This is a genomic window from Rhodoferax sp. WC2427 (assembly GCF_040822085.1).
GTDB lineage: Bacteria > Pseudomonadota > Gammaproteobacteria > Burkholderiales > Burkholderiaceae_C > Rhodoferax_B.
In genome coordinates this window covers 2,731,810-2,751,129 of record NZ_CP162006.1, presented here as the reverse complement: position 1 = coordinate 2,751,129, position 19,320 = coordinate 2,731,810, and the positions used below count along the sequence as shown (strand labels likewise).

Sequence of the window (19,320 nt, the reverse complement as noted above, 5' to 3'; positions counted from 1 at the left end):
CTTGTCTAATAAGCGCTAGAGGCCAATTTGGCATAGGGCCAAGGCTTCCAGGCAGCGCCGCCGGTGCGCCTCGCCCGCACTGGGCGCAATCTCCTGCCCCGGCAGGCGCAGCCCGTAGTCCAGCCCCAATGGGTCGGCCAGCAGCACCCAGGCGCACAGGCGCGAGAGTTTGGCTTCGGTGCCCAGCGAACCGGCCTGGGCATAGTCCAGCCAGAGTTCGTGGCGCTGGGCCTGCTGGCTGTCGCGGCTGACCAGTTCGTCGGCCTTGGCGGCTTTTTTCCAGACCACCAGTTTCAGCGGGTCACCACGCCGGTAGGGGCGTACGCCGTCGAATTCGCCGCTGGCGTGGGGGGCGCTGTGGGTGGCGCCACCCGCGCGGGGTTGGCCGGGGGGCAGCGGGGGCGGGTGGGCTTCGGGGCGGGGGTAGACCAGCAGTTGCGCGGCGGGCCGCCAGTAGGTCCAGACGCGGAAGGTGCCCAGCGGGAAGCGGGTTTCGGCGGTGATGGCGGGTAGGTGCTGCAGGCCGCGCTGGGTGGGGGTGAAGGCGATCTGCACCCGGCTGCTGCCCTGGGCGGGTACGTCGGTCCAGGCCCAGTGGCCGCTGCCCAGCAGGCCCAGGCCGATGCCGTAGCGGGTGGTTTTGCGTGTGCTGCTGATCTGTATGGAAATAGGGGCGCTAGCGCCCATGTACTGGGCGTCAGGTGCTATCAAATGCAGAGTAAGGCCGCGCAGGGTGGCGTGGCCTACGTGCATGCCCACCACGGCACAACCGGCCAGCAGGAAGGTCAGCACATAACCCAGGTTGAGCTGGTAGTTGATGCTGGCCACCAGCAGCACCAGCAGCGTGGCCGCCAGCATGCAGCCCGGGCCGGTGGGCAGGATGTAGACGTTGCGCTGGGTCAGCAGCGTGGTGTCGGTGAGCGTGGTGCGCGTCTGCCACCAGCGCTGGAAGCGGGCGCGCAACATGTTCACGGCAAGGGCGTGCCCGCAATCATGGCCTGCACCTGCGCCACCGCGCCGCGCCCGGCATCGCCTGCCGGCACCAGGCGGTGCGCCACGGTCTGCGCCAGGATGGCCTGCACGTCGTCGGGGGCCACGTAGTCGCGGCCACTGAGCAGCGCCTGGGCCTTGGCGGCCCGCACCACGGCAATCCCGGCACGCGGGCTAAGGCCCTGCACAAACCAGCGGCCCGAGCGGGTGGCGGCCACCAGGTCTTGCACGTAGTCGAGCAGCGGGTCGGCCGCATGGACCTGCTGCACCTGTTGCTGCAATTGCTGCAACTCGGCGGGCCTCAGCAGGCTGGGCAGGTGCTCCACCAGGTCGCGCCGGTCCTGCCCGGCGAGCAGCTGGCGCTCGGACGCCCGGTCGGGGTAGCCCAGCGAGATGCGCATCAGGAAGCGGTCGAGCTGCGACTCGGGCAGGGCGAAAGTGCCCAGCTGGTCCAGCGGGTTTTGCGTGGCGATGACGAAAAACGGCGAGGGCAGGGGGCGGGTGGCGCCCTCCACCGTGACCTGCTTTTCTTCCATGGCCTCGAGCAGGGCGCTTTGGGTTTTGGGGCTGGCGCGGTTGATTTCGTCGGCCAGCAGAATTTGCGCAAACAGCGGGCCGGGGTGGAACACAAAGCTTTCCTTGCCGCGCTCGTAGATGGACACGCCGGTGAGGTCGCTGGGCATCAGGTCGGCGGTGAACTGCACGCGGGAAAACTGCAGGCCGAAAGTGCGCGCCAGCGCATGCGCCAGCGTAGTTTTGCCCACGCCGGGCACGTCCTCGATCAGCAGGTGTCCCCCTGCCAACAGGCAGGCCACGCAATCCTGTACCTGCGCTGGTTTGCCCACAATCACCGTGTTAAGCTGTTTTAGCAGTTCGTTGAGTTTGTTTTGTACGTGCATTTCTTCACGTTACCAAAAAATTAAAGACATCCAATTTCTAAGAAAAGCGGTTCACCGTGAACAAGACTGGCTACTTCACCCACCCCGCCTGCCGCAAACACGAAATGGGCGCAGGCCACCCCGAATGCCCGGCCCGGCTGGACGCGATTGACGACCGCTTGCTGATCAGCGGCGTGGCCGATGCGCTGGAGCATCTGCAGGCCGCACCTGCCGCGCTGGCCGACATCGAGCTGGCCCACAGCCGCACCCTGGTCTCTACCCTGCGCGGCCTGACCGACACGCTGCGCGAGGACATCAACGCCGGGGGCCCCACCCACGCGCAGGTCGACCCCGACACCAGCCTGAACATCTACACCTGGGACGCCGCCCTGGCCGCCGCCGGGGCCACGCTGGCGGCCACCGACGCAGTGCTGGCGGGCGAGCTGGAAAACGCCTTTTGCGCGGTGCGCCCGCCCGGCCACCATGCCGGGCGCGACACCGCCAGCGGCTTTTGCTTTTTCAACAACGTGGCGATTGCCGCCAAGTACGCACTGGAGCGCCACGGCCTGCAGCGGGTGGCGATTGTGGACTTTGACGTGCACCACGGCAACGGCACCGAGAACATCGTGGCCGGGGACGAGCGCATCCTGATGGTCAGCTTCTTCCAGCATCCGTTCTACCCTGAGGGCGGCGCGCTGTCGAACGCCCCCAACCTGGTCAACGTGCCCGTGCCCGCCTATACCAAGGGCATGGAGGTGCGCGAGCTGATCGAGATGGTCTGGATACCGCGCCTGGAAGAACACCGGCCCGAGATGATCTTCATCAGCGCCGGCTTCGACGCGCACCGCGAAGACGACATGGGCCAGATGGGGCTGGTGGAGCAAGACTACGCGTGGATCACCATGCGCATCAAGGACATTGCCCGCCGCTTTGCCAAAGGCCGCATCGTCAGCAGCCTGGAGGGTGGCTACGACCTGAGCGCACTGGGCCGCAGCGTCGAAGCCCACATCCGCGTGCTGGCAGATTTGTAAAACTTTGCAAATTATGGGCCCCTGGCGGGTGCTAGCGTATTTGTAGCTGCTCACGCTCTTGCTGCGTGGCCGGGAACCTTTTTTGCCTTGTTTTCTCCAACGTCTCCATGAATCCCGTTTCCGCGACCCACTCCGCCCCCATCACCGATCTGGACAGCTGGCTTGCCGCCCTGTTACGCCCCACCGCCCTGGTGGAACTGGCCTCACTGGGCGTGTGCATTCTGCTGGCCTGGACGCTGGTGTGGCTGCTGCGCCGGGCGGTGGGCCTACCCGACGAGAAGTCCATTTTGTTTGGCCGCCGCATCGTCGACGGCGTGATGTTCCCGCTGCTCTTGCTGGCCCTGGGCCTGCTGGACGAGGTGCTGCTGCAGCAGTGGATTCCGCTGGCGCTGTTCAAGATCGCCATGCCGGTGCTGGTGTCGCTGGCGGTGATCCGCACCGGGGTCAAGGTGCTGCAGGTGGCATTCCACAACGCGCCGGTGGTGCGGCTGCTGGAGCGCACCATTTCCTGGGTGGCCTGGCTGGCCATGGTGCTGTGGGTCAGTGGCCTGCTGCCGGTGCTGCTGGACGAGCTGGACCAGTTCAAGTGGAAAGTCGGCGGCTCCATGCTGTCGGCCCGCAACCTGGTGGAGGGCGCGTTGACGGCGGGGGCGGTGCTGATCTTCACGCTGTGGATTTCGGCGGCCATCGAAGGGCGGCTGCTCAAGTCGGCCACGGGCAGCGCTTTGTCGCTGCGCAAAGCCATCAGCAACGCCACCCGGGCCCTGCTGATGTTTGTGGGGCTGCTGGTGGCCTTGTCGTCGGTGGGCATCGACCTGACCGCGCTGTCGGTGCTGGGCGGTGCGGTGGGGGTAGGCATCGGCTTTGGCCTGCAGAAGCTGGCGGCCAACTATGTCAGCGGCTTTGTGATTCTGGCCGAGCGCAGCATCCGCATCGGCGACTTCGTGAAGGTCGACAACTTTGAAGGCCGGGTTACCGACATCAATGCCCGCTACACCGTCATCAGCGCCCCCAATGGCCGCGAATCCATCGTGCCCAACGAGATGCTGCTGATCCAGCGGGTGGAAAACCTGTCGCTCAACAACTCCCGCATTTCACAGTCCACCTCGGTGACCGTGGGTTTTCACAGCTCTGCCGAAGTGGTGATGGCCGCGATGCAAGAGGCCGCCCTGCAAGAACCCCGCGTGCTGCGCGACCCCGCACCGGCCGCCACCCTGGCCGAGTTTGCGCCCGAGGGGCTGGAATTCCACCTGGGCTACTGGATCAACGACCCCGAAAACGGCCAGGGCAACCTGCGCTCCGCCATCAACTTGCGCATCCTGCAGGCGCTGCGCGCGCAGCAGATCGGCATCCGCCTGCAAAGCGCCCAGCCACCCCTGCCCGGGGATGTGGTGTCGCCCAATTGACCCGGGGGCAAGCGACAAAGTCTCGTTTGCCTTTTATAATTTCAAAAAAGAACGGTCGTACTATTTTTTCCTGTCCCGCTGGGGTTGCGGCATAAAATCACGCTCGACAATTACATTCCATAACTTTGAGGAGCCGTTACATGAAGGTCCTGGTAGCTGTAAAACGCGTTGTTGACTACAACGTCAAGGTCCGCGTCAAAACCGACGGAACGGGCGTAGACATCGCCAACGTCAAGATGAGCATGAACCCGTTTGACGAAATCGCCGTCGAAGAAGCGGTTCGTTTAAAGGAAAAGGGCGTGGTCACCGAGATCATCGCCGTCTCCTGCGGTGTCACCCAGTGCTCCGAGACCCTGCGCACCGCCATGGCCATCGGTGCCGACCGTGCCATCCTGGTCGAAACGGCTGAAGAACTGCAGCCCCTGGCCGTCGCCAAGCTCCTCAAAGCCCTGGTCGACAAGGAACAGCCCGGCCTCATCATCCTGGGCAAGCAAGCCATCGACGACGACTGCAACCAGACCGGCCAGATGCTCGCCGCCCTGGCAGATTTGCCCCAAGCCACCTTCGCCAGCAAGATCGAAGTGGCTGATGGAAAAGCCAGCGTCACCCGCGAAGTCGACGGCGGCCTGGAAACCCTCAGCGTCTCGCTGCCCGCCGTGGTCACCACCGACCTGCGCCTGAACGAGCCCCGCTACGTCACCCTGCCCAACATCATGAAGGCCAAGAAGAAGCAGTTGGATGTCTTCAAGCCCGAAGACCTGGGCGTGGATGTGTCCCCGCGCATCAAGACCCTGAAGGTCTCCGAGCCGCCCAAACGCAGCGCTGGTATCAAAGTCCCCGACGTGGCCACCCTGGTAGCCAAACTCAAGACCGAAGCGAAAGTGATCTGACATGTCCGTACTCATCATTGCCGAACACGACAACAACAGCGTCAAAGGCGCGACCCTGAACACCGTTACCGCCGCACTCCAATGCGGAGGCGATGTGCACGTCCTCATCGCTGGTAGCAACGCCGCAGGTGCTGCCGCCGCTGCCGCCCAGATCGCCGGTGTGGCCAAAGTCCTGCACGCCGATGCGCCTGGGTTTGCCCACGGCCTGGCCGAGAACGTCACCGCCCAGGTGCTGGCGCTGGCGGCTGGCTACAGCCACATCGTCTTCCCCGCCACCGCCTCGGGCAAGAACATCGCCCCCCGCGTGGCTGCCAAGCTCGACGTGGGCCAGATCAGCGACGTGACCAAGGTGATCAGCGCCGATACCTTCGAGCGCCCCATCTACGCCGGTAACGCCATCGCCACCGTGCAAAGCCTGGATGCCACCAAGGTTCTCACCGTGCGCACCACCGGCTTCGACCCGGCAGCGGCCACCGGAGGCTCTGCCACCGTGGAAGTGCTGGCTGCCGCCGCCGATGCCGGGAAATCCAGCTTCCTGGGCAGCGAAATCGCCAAGAACGACCGCCCCGAACTCACCGCCGCCAAGATCATCGTGTCCGGCGGCCGGGCCCTGGGCAGCGCCGAGAAGTTCAACGAAGTCATGGTGCCGCTGGCCGACAAGCTGGGTGCCGCCCTGGGTGCATCCCGCGCTGCCGTGGACGCAGGCTACGCCCCGAACGACTGGCAAGTGGGCCAGACCGGCAAGATCGTGGCACCGCAGTTGTACGTGGCCGCCGGTATCAGCGGCGCCATCCAGCATTTGGCCGGCATGAAGGACAGCAAGGTCATCGTGGCGATCAACAAGGACGAAGAAGCGCCGATCTTCAGCGTGGCCGATTACGGCTTGGTGGCCGATTTATTCGTCGCTGTACCCGAACTTGTAAAGGCCTTGTAAGACGCAGGTCAGTGCAAAGGGGCATCGTGCGCGGTGCCCTTTTTTTATATCGATTCGATTCCGGAGACACCCCATGAGCTACACCGCCCCGCTGAAAGACATGCTGTTCAACATCCAGCACCTGGCCCGCATCGACCACATCGCTGCACTGCCTGGCTTTGAAGACGCGGGGCTGGACACGGCCCAGGCGGTGCTGGAAGAGGCGGCCAAATTCAACGAGGGCGTGCTGGCGCCGCTGAACTGGGTGGGCGATCAAAACCCTTCCACCTGGAAAGACGGCGTGGTCACCGCCACCCCGGGTTTCAAGGCCGCTTTCAAGCAGTTTGCCGAAGGCGGCTGGCAGGGCCTGCAGCACCCGGCCGAGTACGGCGGCGCGGGCCTGCCCAAGTCGATTGGCGCGGCCTGCGTGGAAATGTGCAACAGCGCCAACCTGAGCTTCGCGCTGTGCCCGCTGCTCAGCGACGGTGCCATCGAGGCGCTGCTGACCGCAGGCTCCGACGCGCTCAAGGCCACCTACCTGGACAAGCTGGTCAGCGGCGAATGGACCGGCACCATGAACCTGACGGAGCCGCAGGCCGGTAGCGACCTGGCCATGGTGCGCAGCCGCGCCGAACCCCAGGGCGACGGCAGCTACAAGGTGTTTGGCACCAAGATCTACATCACCTGGGGCGAGCACGACATGGCCGAGAACATCGTCCATCTGGTGCTGGCCCGGGTGAGCGGCGCGCCCGAGGGCGTCAAGGGCATCAGCCTGTTTGTAGTACCCAAATTCATGGTCAATGCCGACGGCACGCTGGGGGCGCGCAACGACGTGCACTGCGTCAGCATTGAGCACAAGCTCGGCATCAAGGCCAGCCCCACCGCCGTGCTGCAGTATGGCGACCACGGCGGTGCCGTGGGCTTCCTGGTGGGCGAGGAAAACCGCGGCCTGGAATACATGTTCATCATGATGAACGCCGCCCGCTACGCCGTGGGCGTGCAGGGCATTGCGGTGGCCGAGCGGGCCTACCAGACCGCGGTGCAGTTTGCCAAAGACCGGGTGCAAAGCCGCCCGGTGGATGGCAGCATCAAGGCCAGCGTGGCCATCATCCACCACCCTGACGTGCAGCGCATGCTGATGACCATGCGCGGCCACACCCAGGGCTGCCGCGCCATGGCCATGGCGGCGGCGGCGGCCTACGACACGGCCCACCACCACCCCGAAGCCGAGACCCGCCAGCAAAACCAGGCGATGTATGAATTCCTGGTGCCGCTGGTCAAGGGCTACAGCACCGAAATGAGCCTGGATGTAGCCTCGCTGGGCGTGCAGGTGCATGGCGGCATGGGCTTCATTGAAGAAACCGGTGCCGCCCAGTACCTGCGCGACGCCAAGATCCTGACCATTTACGAGGGCACCACCGCCATCCAGGCCAACGACCTGGTGGGCCGCAAGACCCTGCGCGATGCCGGTGCCACGGCCAAGGCCATCGCACGCCAGATCGTGGTGACCGAGACCGCGCTGGCCCAGAGCGGCAGCGCCAATGCAGTGGCCGTGGCCAAGCGCCTGAAGGCCGCCCGCACCGCCTTCCTGGACGTGGTGACCTTTGTGGTGACCCAGGCCAAAGCCCAGCCCAACGCCGTGTTTGCGGGCAGCGTGCCCTACCTGATGCTGGCGGGCAAGCTGGTGGCCGGTTGGCAACTGGCGCGCTCGCTGCTGGTGGCCGAAGAGCTGCTGGCCAAGGGCGAAGACACCGCCTTCATGCAGGCCAAGATCAGCACCGCGCGCTTCTACGCCGACCACGTGCTGGTGGCCGCCCAAAGCCTGCGCGACAGCATCGTGGAAGGCGCCGACAGCGTGACGGCTCTGGCTTTGGATGCGTATTGATTGCTACATATTAAGTAGCTTGCTACGCTGATGGAATAAGCGCTAGAGCCTGATTTCTTATAAAAAAACAATCTGGAGATGAAATGTCCAAGCTTCCCGCTGCTCTGAGCGCCTTGCCACTGCCCATCATCGCTTCGCCGATGTTCATCGTCAGCACGCCGCAGTTGGTGATTGCGCAGTGCATCGCCGGGGTGGTGGGCTCCATGCCGTCGCTGAACGCCCGCCCGGCGGCGCAGCTGGACGACTGGCTGGCCGAGATCACCGAAACCCTGGCGGCCTACAACCTGGCGCACCCCGACAAACCCGCGGCGCCATTTGCCATCAACCAGATCGTGCACAAGTCCAACGACCGGCTGGAGCACGACATGCAGGCCTGCGTGAAGTTCAAGGTGCCCATCGTCATCACCTCGCTGGGGGCGCGCGAGGACATCAACGCCGCCGCCCACAGCTACGGCGGCGTGGTGCTGCACGACATCATCAACAACAAGTTTGCCCACAAGGCGATCGAAAAGGGTGCCGACGGCCTGATCGCCGTGGCCACCGGCGCGGGCGGCCATGCGGGCATCAAGAGCCCGTTTGCGCTGGTCCAGGAAATCCGCGAATGGTTTGACGGCCCGCTGGCCCTGAGCGGCTCCATCGCCACCGGCGGCGCGGTGCTGGCGGCCCAGGCCATGGGCGCTGACTTTGCCTACATCGGCTCGGCTTTCATCGCCACCACCGAAGCGCGGGCCGCACTGGCCTACAAGCAGGCCGTGGTGGACGGCGATTCGGACGACATCGTGCTGAGCAACCTGTTCACCGGCGTGCACGGCAACTACCTGGCGCCCTCGATCCGCGCGGCGGGCCTGGACCCGGACCATCTGCCCGAAAGCGACCCCACCAAGATGAATTTTGGCGGCGACACGGCAGCCAAGGCCTGGAAGGATATTTGGGGCTGCGGGCAAGGTATTGGCGCAGTCCGTAAAATCCAGCCTGTGGCCGACTATGTCGCCCAACTCTCCCGCGAATACGCCGAGGCCAAAGCCCGGCTGTGTTCCTGATTTTTTCCGGCGCGCTGCGCCTCTGATACCGGTCCGCCCGCCGCTGCACTGCCAGCGGCGGGCGGGCGTTTTTTGTGACGATGCCGATTTCTACACCCCGCACTTCCCGAGCTTCCCGCATTCCCTTGCTGGATGTTCTCAAAGGCCTGGCCTGCATGCTCATCGTGGCCCACCACCTGGTGTTCTACGGGCCCATGTCGACCACCGCCTACCCGCTGGCCAGCGAACTGATGGACTGGCTGTTCAGCTATGGCCGCATGGCGGTGCAGGTGTTTCTGGTGCTGGGCGGCTATCTGGCGGCCAGCACCCTGGCCCCTGAGGGCGTGGCCCGGTTTGAGGGCTCCTGGCAGCAGGTGCAGCGGCGCTTTGTGCGGCTGTCCACCCCATACCTGGCAGCGCTGCTGTTTGGCCTGCTGGCGGCCGAGGTGGCGCGCTACGGCATGGAGCACCCGTCCATCCCGTCTGAGCCTTCGCTGCCCCAGTTGCTGGCCCATGTGTTCATGCTGCAGGATCTGCTGGGCTATGAGGCCCTGTCCGCGGGGGTGTGGTACGTGGCCATCGACTTCCAGCTGTTTGTACTGGCGGTGCTGGTCTTCAGCTTTGCCCGGGTGTGGTCGGCCCGTTGGCTGGCCCCGTTGCTGGTGGTGGGGCTGACCAGCGCCTCGTTGCTGTACTTCAACCTGGACGCGAATTTCGACACCCTGGGCCTGTACTTTGCCGGTGCCTATGGCCTGGGCATGCTGGCGTTCTGGGCGGGGCGCAGTGCCCGGCCCTGGGCTTGGCTGGTGGCCTTGGCCGTGCTGGGTCTGGGCGCATTGGCGCTGGACTACCGCGAACGTATCGCCGTGGCCCTGGTCACGGCCCTGGTGCTGGGCGTATTGCAGGCCAGTCCCTGGGCGCGCCAGTGGTCGCCGCTGCCGCGCGTGCAGCGCCTGGGGCAAATGTCGTACTCGGTGTTTTTGGTGCATTTTTCGGTATGCCTGCTGGTCAACACCGTGTTTGCCCAGTATTTCCCCACCCAGCCGTGGATGAATGCGGCCGGCATGCTGCTGGCGTTTGCGCTGTCGCTGCGCTCGGGCCAGTGGCTGTACCGCAACGTGGAAACCCGCCTGATCAGCATGCCCTCGGCCTTGCGCCTGCAGGGGAGCTTTTTGGCGGCAGGGCTGCTGCTGATGGGGCTCAAGGCGCTGTAGGAAAGGGCACGCCCGCGCTGCCCGATTCCCACGGCACCACTTTCTGCATCACCTGCACAAACAAGGCGGAGTTTTCAAAGTCTGCCAGCCACTTTTGGACCCGTGGCCAGGGCTGGGCGGCAAACCAGGCCGCATCGACGTGGGCGCACTGGCGCACGAACGGCGCGATCGCCATATCCGCCAGCGCAGGCTGCGGGCCGAACAGGTAGGGTTGCCCGGCCAGGCGCTGCTCCCAACCAGAAACCATATGCCCCAACGCACCCCTGTGCCCATCTGGTGGGCGTGAGCAGCTATCGTCTTCATAGCGCCCCGGGTATTTGTAGCGGTCCAGGTGGTGTTTGAAGGGGCCGTCCACTGCCGCAATCAGCGCCAGCATCTCGTCCAGCGGCGGCTGCAGCCAGCCTGCAGGGTCGTGGTGCGCCAATGCCCAACGCATGATGTCCAGGCTTTGGTCGATGACGCTGCCATCGGGCAGCACCAGCACCGGCACCGTGCCCTTGGGGGATGCCGCCAGCAGCTCGGGCGGCTTGTGGCGCAGCACCACTTCGCGTAGTTCCACCGTTTGGCCGCCCACCGCCAGCGCCAGCCGCGCCCGCATGGCGTAGGGGCAGCGGCGGAAGGAATAAAGGACGGGGTGCACTAGTTCTTCTGCTTGGCGCCCACGTGCAGCGTCTGGCGCGCGTGCGCCAGCGCCATTTGCCGCTCGCGCTCGCGAAAGCCTTGTTTTTGGGCCTCGGTGGTCTGGTCGGCACAGCGGGCGCATGCCACGCCGCGCTCGAACTGGGGCGATGCCAGATCGACTTCGGTCAGCGGGTGGCGGCAGGAGCGGCACAGCTCCAGCCCGCCCGGCACCAGGCCGTGGCCTACCGAGACGCGCTCGTCAAATACAAAGCACTGGCCGCGCCACAGGCTGTCGGCCTCGGGCACGGTCTCCAAATATTTCAGGATGCCGCCTTCGAGGTGGTAGACCTCGTCAAAGCCCTGGGCGCGCAGGTAGGCGGTGGACTTTTCGCAGCGGATGCCACCGGTGCAGAACATGGCGACCTTGGGCTTGCGCGGGGAATCGGCCAGCGGCTGGCCCTCGGCGCGGGCTTGCTCCACCCATTCGGGCAGCTCGGCAAAGCTGCGGGTGTGCGGGTTGAGCGCGCCTTCAAAGCTGCCGATGGCCACCTCGTAGTCGTTGCGGGTATCGACCACCACCACGTCCGGGTCGCTGATCAGCGCGTTCCAGTCGGCCGGTTTTACGTACTGCCCGGCCAGCTGGGTCGGGTCGACGCCCGGCACGCCCAGTGTGACGATTTCGCGCTTGAGCCGCACCTTCATGCGGTAAAACGGATCGTGCTGGGCGTGGGCCTCTTTGTGCTGCAAAGCTGCCAGCCGCGGGTCGCTGCGCAGCCAGGCCAGCACGGCGCGCACGCCATCCGGCGGCCCGGCGATGGTGCCGTTGATGCCCTCGGTGGCCAGCAGCACCATGCCTTTGACCCCGTGCGCCTCGCAGCAGGCCTGCAGCGGGGCTTGCAGGGCCGTGTAGTCGGGCAGGGCGACGAATTGGTAGAAGGCGGCGGTTAGAAATTCAGGCATACGGACCCAGACGAAGGCAGGGGCGGCAGTTTAGTGCACCGGCTTGCGCGGGTGCTCCGCAAAGAAGCGCCACATCTCGGCCGAGGCGTCCGGGCCCAGCGGGTCGGTGTAGCTGCCTTTGGCGCTACCGCCCGACCAGGCATGGCCCGCGCCGTGCAGGGTCCAGTTTTCAGCGATGCTGCTGCCATTGGGGGTTTGGTAGGTGGTACGGGTGTAGCTTTGGCCGCGGGCGGCACTGCCCTTGCTCATCTGGGCGGTGGTGGTGGCTTGGCCGATGGCGGTTTGCAGCACGGCTTCGGCGTTGTGCGGGTGCACGGTTTTGTCGGCATCGCCGTGGAAGACGATGGTGGGGAGCTTGGATGTTTTGGAGGTGGCCGCGGCGGCGGTACGGCCATTTTTCATGACCGACAGGGCGCCGATCACGTTGCTGGCCACGCCGCAGGCCAGGCCGGAATGCACGCCCACGGCGGCAAACACGTCGGGGTGGGTGTGGCCCAGGATGCTGGCCATGGCACCGCCTGCGGACAGGCCGGCTACGTAGACGCGGTCTGGGTCGATGGCACGCAGTTGGGTGACCTGGTGGACCAGGGCGGCCAGCCAGGCGGCTTCGCCGGTGTCGCGCTGCTGGTCGGCGGGGGTGAACCAGTTCCAACAGCGCTGGGCGTTGGCCTTCTGGTTTTGCGCGGGGTAGACCACCACGAAGCCGTGCGCCAGCGCCAGCGCGTTCATGCCCGTGCCCGTGGCGAAGTCGTCGGGGTTCTGGGTGCAGCCGTGCAGCATCAGTACCAGCGGCAAGGGTTGCGCCGGTTGGGCAATGGCGTGCGGCGGGGTGTAGAGCTTGTAGCTGCGGGTGGTGCCTGCGTGGGCAAACGTGGCCTCGGTGAATTCGCCGGGGCCATCGTTGGAGGCGGGCTCCAGTGGGGTGTGCAGCGGGCGCACGGGTTCTGACACCGGCTGCGGGATGGGGCGTGCCACCACGTCGATGGTGTCGCTGTCGTTTTTCCAGGCGGAGGCGGCGGGCGGCTTGGATGCCGCACTAGCGCGGCCCAGCGCCTGCTGGATGGCGCGGGTGGCGTCCTGCAGGCTGCCATGGCGGGTCAGCCGGGTGGCTTCCTGGATGAGTTTTTTGAAGAGGGCGCTCATGGATTCTTTCGGGTTTAGATCAAACGGTGGGCCAAGGCGGCTTTGACTTCGGGGCTGGCTTGCAGAGATCCCAGCACTTCCAGGGTGTCGATAGTGGCCAGTGCCAGTTCGGGCGATACGTCGGGGGCAATACAGGCCAGACCCAACACGCGGATCTGTAGTTTTTGGTTTGCGGCCTGCACGGCCAGCAGGTCGGCCTGGCTGAAATGCTGCAGGCCCAGCACCAGCATCTTGCGGGCGACGACCTGCTTGACCGCATCGGAGTGCGTGGCCAACTGGTTGCGTATCGCCGTGCGGATGAAGTCGGTGCGGTTGGCGTAAAAGCTCTCGGCGACCAGCAGGTCGATATGGCCCAGGTCCACGAAACCGAGATTGATGGTGATTTTTTCCGAGTCGGGTAACTTGGACCTGACGGCAGGCTGCGCTGGGCTGGTGGAGGCGATGGCTTTAGAGGGCATGCCTGGAGTTTAAACCATCCGGTTGGATGGTGTACGGATGGATAAATAAATACCGCTTTGCTGAAATGGCTACCGAAAATAGATAAAAAATCAGACTCCTGCGCTTATTCCATCAGCACAAGCAGCTATACAAACAGGAGCAAAGTGCTCAGGGGTTCTTTTTGACGTCGCTGCGGCGGCGTTTTTCGCTCTGGTGCTCGGCCACCAACGAGACGCTGCCGTCGGCGTTTTGCCGCTCCAGCCGCACGTTGAAGCCCCACAGCGTGGCCATGTGTTTGAGCACGGTGGCACTGGAATCGCCCAGCGGGCGGCGCTGGTGGGCGAAGTGGCGCAAGGTCAGCGAGCGGTCGCCGCGCAGGTCCACGTTCCAGACCTGGATGTTGGGCTCGCGGTTGCCCAGGTCGTACTGTTCGGACAATTGCTGGCGCAGGGCGCGAAAGCCACTGTCGTCGTGGATGCTCTGGATGTCGAGGGTTTTGCGGCTGTCGTCGTCCAGCACCGAGAACAAGCGGAATTCCCGCATCAACTTCGGGCTCAGGTACTGGGCGATGAAGCTTTCGTCCTTGAAGTTGTGCATCGCAAAGTCAAAAGCCTTGCGCCACGGCGTGCCCGCAATGTCGGGGAACCAGGCGCGGTCTTCGTCGGTGGGCTCTTCGCAGATGCGGCGGATGTCGCGCCACATCGCAAAGCCCAGCGCATACACGTTGATGCCCGAAAAATGCGGGCTGTTGTAGGGCGGCTGGTAGACCACATTGGTGTGCGACTGTAAAAACTCCAGCATGAAGCCGTCGCCCAGGCGGCCTTCGTCGTACAGGGTGTTGAGCAGGGTGTAGTGCCAGTAGGTGGCCCAGCCTTCGTTCATCACCTGGGTCTGGCGCTGGGGGTAGAAGTACTGGCCGATCTTGCGCACGATGCGCACCACCTCACGCTGCCAGGGCTCCAGCAGGGGCGCGTTTTTTTCCACAAAGTACAGCAGGTTTTCTTCGGCCTCCAGCGGGAAGCGCTTTTCTTCGCGGGTTTCTTCGGTCTCGGCGCGCGGCGGCAGGGTGCGCCACAGGTCGTTGACCTGGGCTTGCAGGTAGTCGGCACGCTCTTTGATGCGGGTGGTTTCTTTTTCCAGGGACAGCCGGGGCGAGCGCTTGTAGCGGTCTACACCCAGGTTGCTCAGGGCGTGGCAGGCGTCCAGCAGCTGCTCTACTGCTTCCATGCCAAAGCGCTCTTCGCACTGGGCGATGTATTTGCGGGCGAACACCAGGTAGTCGACGATGGCGTCGGCGCTGGTCCACTGCTTGAACAGGTGGTTACCCTTGAAGAACGAGTTGTGCCCATAGGCCGCGTGGGCGATCACCAGCGCCTGCATGGGCAGGGTGTTTTCGTCCATCAGGTAGGCGATGCAGGGGTCGGAGTTGATGACGATCTCGTACGCCAGGCCCATCTGGCCGCGCTTGTAGCGGTTTTCAGTGGCCAGAAAGTGCTTGCCGAAGGACCAGTGGTGGTAGTAGACCGGCATGCCGATGGAGGCGTAGGCGTCCATCATCTGCTCGGCGCTGATGATTTCGAGCAGGTGCGGGTAGCCGTCGAGCTGGTAGCGGCGGGCGACCTCCCCGATGGCCTGGTCGTACTCTTCGATGGCCTCAAATGTCCATTCGGAGCCGGTGGGGAGGAGTTTCGACTTGGTCATGGGGTCAGGCCCTGCGTTTGAACAACTCTCGGAAGACGGGGTAGATGTCGGCCACGGTGGCGATGCGCTGCATGGCGAACTTGCCTTGCTGGCCAGCTGCCAACTTTTGGTATTCCTCCCACAGGTTTTGTGGCGGACCGTCGGTGATTTCGATGTAGGCAAAAAACTGGGTCAGCGGCAGGATGGATTCCTCCAGCAAGGCCTTGCAGCGGGGCGAGTCGTCGTGCCAGTTGTCGCCGTCCGAGGCCTGCGCCCCGTAGATGTTCCAGGCGTTGCTGGGGTAGCGGGCGACGATGATCTCGTGCATCAGCTTCAGGGCACTCGACACCACCGTACCGCCCGACTCGCGCGAGGTGAAGAAGTCGTCTTCGTCCACCTCGGTGGCCACCGTGTGGTGGCGGATGAACACCACTTCGATGCGCTCGTAGTTGCGCGTCAAAAACAAATACAGCAGCATGAAGAAGCGCTTGGCCACGTTCTTGCGGCCCTCGTCCATCGAGCCCGACACGTCCAGCAGGCAGAACATCACCGCCTGGGTGGTCGGCTGGGGCACGCGCACCCGGTTGTTGTAGCGCAGGTCGTAGGTGTCCACAAAGGGCACGGCCTCGATCTTGGCGCGCAGCTTGGCGATGTCGCGGCGGGTTTGCTCGACCTCGGGGTCCCCTTCGGGGCGGGTGCCCAGCAGCTCCATCAGCTCGGCTTCCAGCGCCCGCAGCTGCGCCGCGTATGGCCCGCCGATGGCGATGCGCCGCAGCGCCGCGCCGCGCATGGTGCGGCTGAGGTTGATATTGGTGGGCACGCCGGTCTGCACAAAACCGGCGCGGATGCGGCGGTACTGTTCGATACGGGCGAGCTGCAGCTTGACCAGGTTGGGCAGGGCCAGTTCGTCGAAAAAGATGTCCAGAAACTCGTCGCGGGTGAGGGTGAAGACGAACTCGTCCAGCCCTTCGCCGTCCTGGCTGGCCTGCCCCTTGCCGCTGCCCTTGCCGCCGCCGCTGGGCGGGCGCTCCACCTGGTCGCCACGCAAGAACCGGTCGTTGCCCGGGCGCACCGTTTCCCAGACACCGCCTTTGCCGTGCTCGAACTGCGGCTCGCCGATGTCGCGGCCCGAAATGCCGATCTTCTCGCCGTTGTCCAGATCCTTGAGGCCGCGCTTGTTGATCGCATCGGACACGGCCTTGCGGATCTGGCCCTTGAAGCGCTGGATGAAGCGGCTGCGGTTGACCGAGCTTTTGTGCTTGCTGTCAAATCGGCGGTCTACGATGCGCACGGTCATAAGCACTCCAGATGGTGGGTGGCAGTTATGAAGACTTACGGACGCGCAAATACCATTCGCACAGCAGCCGCACCTGCTTCTCGGTGTAGCCCTTGGTGATCATGCGGTTCACAAAATCCTGGTGCTTCTTCTGCTCTTCACCGCTGCCCTTGGTGTTGAACGAGATCACCGGCAGCAGCTCTTCGGTGTTGGAGAACATCTTCTTCTCGATCACCGCACGCAGCTTCTCGTAGGAGGTCCACAGCGGGTTGTGGCCATCTTGCCGGGCACGGGCGCGCAGCACAAAGTTGACCACCTCGTTGCGGAAGTCCTTGGGGTTGCTGATGCCGGCGGGCTTCTCGATTTTTTCGAGCTCGTCGTTCAACGCGCTGCGGTCCAGCATTTCGCCGGTGTTGGGGTCGCGGTATTCCTGGTCCTGGATCCAGAAGTCGGCGTAGACCACGTAGCGGTCAAAGATGTTTTGCCCGTACTCGGAATAGCTCTCCAGGTAAGAGGTCTGGATTTCCTTGCCGATGAATTCGGCGTAGCGCGGCGACAAAAATTCCTTGATGTAGCGCAGGTACTTTTCTTCCACCTCGGGCGGGTACTGCTCTTGCTCGATCTGCTGCTCCAGCACGTACATCAGGTGCACCGGGTTGGCGGCCACCTCGCGGTGGTCGAAGTTGAACACCCGCGACAAAATCTTGAACGCAAAGCGGGTCGACAGGCCGGTCATGCCCTCGTCCACCCCGGCAAAGTCGCGGTACTCCTGGTAGCTCTTGGCCTTGGGGTCGGTGTCTTTGAGGTTCTCGCCGTCGTAGACCCGCATCTTCGAGAAGCTGCTGCTGTTCTCGGGCTCTTTCAGGCGCGACAGCACCGAGAACTGGGCCAGCATGCGCAGCGTGTCGGGCGCGCAGGGCGCTTTGGACAGCGACGAGTTCTCCAGCAGCTTTTCATAGATGTGGATTTCATCCGACACGCGCAAGGAGTAGGGCACCTTGACGATGTAGATGCGGTCCAGGAAAGCCTCGTTGTTGCGGTTGTTCTTGAAGGCTTGCCATTCGGCCTCGTTCGAGTGCGCCAGGATCAGCCCGTCGAACGGAATCGCCCCAAAGCCTTCGGTGCCCTTGTAATTGCCCTCCTGGGTGGCAGTGAGCAGGGGGTGCAAGACCTTGATGGGGGCCTTGAACATTTCCACAAACTCCAGAATGCCCCGGTTCGACAGGCACAGCCCGCCCGAATACGAATAGGCATCGGGGTCGTCCTGCGAATAGGTTTCCAGCTTGCGGATGTCGATCTTGCCGACCAGGGCCGAGATGTCCTGGTTGTTCTCGTCGCCGGGTTCGGTCTTGGACACGGCAATCTGCGACAGCACCGAGGGCCGTAGCTTGACCACCCGGAACTGGGTGATGTCGCCGCCAAATTCCTGCAGCCGCTTGACGGCCCAGGGGCTCATGATGGTCCCCAGGTAGCGGCGCGGGATTTTGTAGTCGGACTCCAGCAGGTCCGCATCCTCACTGGGGTTGAACAACCCCAGCGGCGACTCGTGCACCGGCGAGCCCTTGATGGCGTAGAACGGCACCTTTTCGATCAGCGCCTTGAGCTTTTCGGCCAGCGACGACTTGCCGCCGCCCACCGGGCCCAACAGATACAGAATTTGCTTCTTTTCTTCCAGCCCCTGCGCTGCGTGGCGGAAGTAGGACACGATGTGCTCGATCACCTCTTCCATGCCATACAGGTCTTTGAAGCTGGGGTAGACCTTGAGCACCTTGTTGGCAAAGATGCGCGACAGGCGCGGGTCGGTGCGGGTGTCTACCAGCGCTGGCTCGCCGATCGCCATCAGCATGCGTTCTGCCACGCTGGCATAGGCCGACGGGTCCCGCTTACACAACTCCAGGTACTCTTGAACCGACATCTCCTCTTCCTGTGCCGCGGTAAATCGGCCTTGGTAGCGGGTGAAAATGGTCATGGCATTCTCCTAGTGTTGTGCTGTGTAGGGTCGTATGGGTCTGAGTCGCAAGGCTCGTAGGAAGTTCTTTTGTTTATGCTTTAAGACCAACGCAGCGCGCCGCATCGGTCTTGTGTGTTTTTAATCAGCTCGTAAATCATCATAGAGCCTTAGCCCCGATGTGTGTGGAGTAGGGGCACTGGTTTAGTGCAGTATCTCCAACAGGCGGTCCAGGCCACCGGTATTGATGGCCACCATCGCCTGGGCCCGCACCGCAGGCTTGGCGTGGTACGCCACCGACAGGCCTGCCACGCCCATCATCGGCAGGTCGTTGGCGCCGTCGCCCATGGCGATGGCCTGGTGCGGCCCGATGCCCATCTGGGCGCAGGTTTCCAGCAGCATCTTGCGCTTCTCGTCACCGTCGCAAATATCGCCCCAGGGCTGGTCGACCATGCGGCCGGTGAGCAGCCCGTTTTCGGTTTCCAGGTGGTTGGAGCGGGTGGCATCTATGTGCAATAAGTCACGAATCCGGTCGGTAAAAAATGTAAAGCCGCCGCTAACTAGCAACACTTGCATGCCCGCCGCCTTGCAGGCCGCCACCAATGCCGCCGCGCCGGGGTTGAGTTGCAGACGCTGGCTGTAGACCTGTTCCATGCTGGCCACGCTCACGCCCTTGAGCAGGGCCACGCGCTGGCGCAGGCTTTCTTTGTAGTCGGTGATTTCGCCACGCATGGCGGCTTCGGTGATGGCCGACACCTCGGCCTTGCGGCCCGCAGCATCGGCTATTTCGTCCACGCATTCGATGTTGATCAGGGTCGAATCCATGTCGAAGGCGATCAGTTTGAAGTCGGCCAGGCGCAGCGGGGGGGTGATGCCTTGGAGGACAAGGCCGGGGGAGATTTCTTGCGGGATAGGCATGGCAGATACGGTTGAAAAGATGCCGTATTTTGCTTGAGCCGAGGGGCCCCGCCGACCGCCGCCCGGGCGGGTTGAATCCAAAAGCCTGTGGGCTCCGTATTCCCTGCATG

The 19,320-nt window shown here is 64.1% G+C and carries 17 protein-coding genes; 7 read left to right on the top strand and 10 right to left on the bottom strand.

Annotated elements, in window-relative coordinates; all coding sequences use genetic code 11:
• Nucleotides 1-15: 15 nt before the first annotated feature.
• Entirely contained in the window at nt 16-966 is a 951-nt protein-coding gene (locus AB3G31_RS13025) for a DUF58 domain-containing protein (RefSeq protein WP_367850346.1), read from the bottom strand.
• A 2-nt stretch (nt 967-968) separates the two neighbouring features.
• Entirely contained in the window at nt 969-1,889 is a 921-nt protein-coding gene (locus AB3G31_RS13020; protein ID WP_367846508.1) for an AAA family ATPase, read from the bottom strand.
• A 56-nt stretch (nt 1,890-1,945) separates the two neighbouring features.
• Here AB3G31_RS13020 and AB3G31_RS13015 point away from each other — a divergent pair, with 56 nt between their 5' ends.
• From AB3G31_RS13015 to AB3G31_RS12985, 7 genes are all read left to right on the top strand, one after another.
• Nucleotides 1,946-2,899, top strand: a complete 954-nt coding sequence (locus AB3G31_RS13015) for a histone deacetylase family protein (RefSeq protein WP_367846507.1) — start codon at nt 1,946-1,948, stop codon at nt 2,897-2,899.
• A 107-nt stretch (nt 2,900-3,006) separates the two neighbouring features.
• Nucleotides 3,007-4,305 (top strand): mechanosensitive ion channel family protein, encoded by a 1,299-nt coding sequence (locus tag AB3G31_RS13010; protein WP_367846506.1) that lies wholly within the window; start codon nt 3,007-3,009, stop codon nt 4,303-4,305.
• Between the two features lie 140 nt (nt 4,306-4,445).
• Nucleotides 4,446-5,195, top strand: coding sequence for an electron transfer flavoprotein subunit beta/FixA family protein (locus tag AB3G31_RS13005; RefSeq protein ID WP_367846505.1), 750 nt, complete (start codon nt 4,446-4,448; stop codon nt 5,193-5,195).
• Nucleotide 5,196: 1 nt separating this feature from the next.
• Entirely contained in the window at nt 5,197-6,129 is a 933-nt protein-coding gene (locus tag AB3G31_RS13000) for an electron transfer flavoprotein subunit alpha/FixB family protein (protein WP_367846504.1), read from the top strand.
• Nucleotides 6,130-6,202: 73 nt separating this feature from the next.
• Nucleotides 6,203-7,993: an acyl-CoA dehydrogenase gene (locus AB3G31_RS12995; protein WP_367846503.1), complete on the top strand. Its 1,791-nt coding sequence runs from the start codon at nt 6,203-6,205 to the stop codon at nt 7,991-7,993.
• Between the two features lie 83 nt (nt 7,994-8,076).
• A complete protein-coding gene (locus AB3G31_RS12990; protein WP_367846502.1) occupies nt 8,077-9,033 on the top strand; it encodes an NAD(P)H-dependent flavin oxidoreductase in 957 nt (318 codons plus the stop codon).
• Between the two features lie 80 nt (nt 9,034-9,113).
• Nucleotides 9,114-10,226, top strand: a complete 1,113-nt coding sequence (locus tag AB3G31_RS12985) for an acyltransferase family protein (protein WP_367846501.1) — start codon at nt 9,114-9,116, stop codon at nt 10,224-10,226.
• Here the strand turns inward: AB3G31_RS12985 and AB3G31_RS12980 are convergent.
• The 8 genes from AB3G31_RS12980 to serB form a co-directional block, all read right to left on the bottom strand.
• Entirely contained in the window at nt 10,213-10,824 is a 612-nt protein-coding gene (locus AB3G31_RS12980) for a glutathione S-transferase (RefSeq protein ID WP_367850345.1), read from the bottom strand. The genes AB3G31_RS12985 and AB3G31_RS12980 overlap by 14 nt on opposite strands.
• Before the next feature lie 41 nt (nt 10,825-10,865).
• Nucleotides 10,866-11,807, bottom strand: coding sequence for a rhodanese-related sulfurtransferase (locus AB3G31_RS12975; RefSeq protein ID WP_367846500.1), 942 nt, complete (start codon nt 11,805-11,807; stop codon nt 10,866-10,868).
• A 30-nt stretch (nt 11,808-11,837) separates the two neighbouring features.
• Complete coding sequence (locus AB3G31_RS12970) at nt 11,838-12,950, bottom strand: PHB depolymerase family esterase (protein ID WP_367846499.1); 1,113 nt, start codon at nt 12,948-12,950, stop codon at nt 11,838-11,840.
• 14 nt (nt 12,951-12,964) lie between these two features.
• The gene (locus tag AB3G31_RS12965; protein WP_367846498.1) at nt 12,965-13,408 is read right to left on the bottom strand and encodes a CopG family transcriptional regulator; all 444 of its coding nucleotides are present in this window, start codon (nt 13,406-13,408) and stop codon (nt 12,965-12,967) included.
• Between the two features lie 148 nt (nt 13,409-13,556).
• Nucleotides 13,557-15,089, bottom strand: a complete 1,533-nt coding sequence (locus tag AB3G31_RS12960) for a SpoVR family protein (protein ID WP_367846497.1) — start codon at nt 15,087-15,089, stop codon at nt 13,557-13,559.
• A gap of 4 nt (nt 15,090-15,093) precedes the next feature.
• Nucleotides 15,094-16,365: a YeaH/YhbH family protein gene (locus AB3G31_RS12955; RefSeq protein WP_367846496.1), complete on the bottom strand. Its 1,272-nt coding sequence runs from the start codon at nt 16,363-16,365 to the stop codon at nt 15,094-15,096.
• Nucleotides 16,366-16,390: 25 nt separating this feature from the next.
• Nucleotides 16,391-18,313 carry a PrkA family serine protein kinase gene (locus AB3G31_RS12950; RefSeq protein WP_367846495.1) on the bottom strand — a complete coding sequence of 641 codons (1,923 nt, stop codon included), beginning with the start codon at nt 18,311-18,313 and terminating at the stop codon, nt 16,391-16,393.
• 183 nt (nt 18,314-18,496) lie between these two features.
• Nucleotides 18,497-19,210: a phosphoserine phosphatase SerB gene (serB, locus tag AB3G31_RS12945; RefSeq protein ID WP_367846494.1), complete on the bottom strand. Its 714-nt coding sequence runs from the start codon at nt 19,208-19,210 to the stop codon at nt 18,497-18,499.
• Between the last annotated feature and the right edge of the window lie 110 nt (nt 19,211-19,320).

What these genes read in the sequence shown, in the direction of transcription:
- AB3G31_RS13025 (WP_367850346.1), bottom strand. Translation starts at nt 966, where the DNA reads ATGTTGCGCGCCCGCTTCCAGCGCTGGTGGCAGACGCGCACCACGCTC.
- AB3G31_RS13020 (WP_367846508.1), bottom strand. Translation starts at nt 1,889, where the DNA reads ATGCACGTACAAAACAAACTCAACGAACTGCTAAAACAGCTTAACACG.
- AB3G31_RS13010 (WP_367846506.1), top strand. Translation starts at nt 3,007, where the DNA reads ATGAATCCCGTTTCCGCGACCCACTCCGCCCCCATCACCGATCTGGAC.
- AB3G31_RS13005 (WP_367846505.1), top strand. Translation starts at nt 4,446, where the DNA reads ATGAAGGTCCTGGTAGCTGTAAAACGCGTTGTTGACTACAACGTCAAG.
- AB3G31_RS13000 (WP_367846504.1), top strand. Translation starts at nt 5,197, where the DNA reads ATGTCCGTACTCATCATTGCCGAACACGACAACAACAGCGTCAAAGGC.
- AB3G31_RS12995 (WP_367846503.1), top strand. Translation starts at nt 6,203, where the DNA reads ATGAGCTACACCGCCCCGCTGAAAGACATGCTGTTCAACATCCAGCAC.
- AB3G31_RS12990 (WP_367846502.1), top strand. Translation starts at nt 8,077, where the DNA reads ATGTCCAAGCTTCCCGCTGCTCTGAGCGCCTTGCCACTGCCCATCATC.
- AB3G31_RS12985 (WP_367846501.1), top strand. Translation starts at nt 9,114, where the DNA reads ATGCCGATTTCTACACCCCGCACTTCCCGAGCTTCCCGCATTCCCTTG.
- AB3G31_RS12980 (WP_367850345.1), bottom strand. Translation starts at nt 10,824, where the DNA reads ATGCGGGCGCGGCTGGCGCTGGCGGTGGGCGGCCAAACGGTGGAACTA.
- AB3G31_RS12975 (WP_367846500.1), bottom strand. Translation starts at nt 11,807, where the DNA reads ATGCCTGAATTTCTAACCGCCGCCTTCTACCAATTCGTCGCCCTGCCC.
- AB3G31_RS12970 (WP_367846499.1), bottom strand. Translation starts at nt 12,950, where the DNA reads ATGAGCGCCCTCTTCAAAAAACTCATCCAGGAAGCCACCCGGCTGACC.
- AB3G31_RS12965 (WP_367846498.1), bottom strand. Translation starts at nt 13,408, where the DNA reads ATGCCCTCTAAAGCCATCGCCTCCACCAGCCCAGCGCAGCCTGCCGTC.
- AB3G31_RS12960 (WP_367846497.1), bottom strand. Translation starts at nt 15,089, where the DNA reads ATGACCAAGTCGAAACTCCTCCCCACCGGCTCCGAATGGACATTTGAG.
- AB3G31_RS12955 (WP_367846496.1), bottom strand. Translation starts at nt 16,365, where the DNA reads ATGACCGTGCGCATCGTAGACCGCCGATTTGACAGCAAGCACAAAAGC.
- AB3G31_RS12950 (WP_367846495.1), bottom strand. Translation starts at nt 18,313, where the DNA reads ATGACCATTTTCACCCGCTACCAAGGCCGATTTACCGCGGCACAGGAA.
- serB (WP_367846494.1), bottom strand. Translation starts at nt 19,210, where the DNA reads ATGCCTATCCCGCAAGAAATCTCCCCCGGCCTTGTCCTCCAAGGCATC.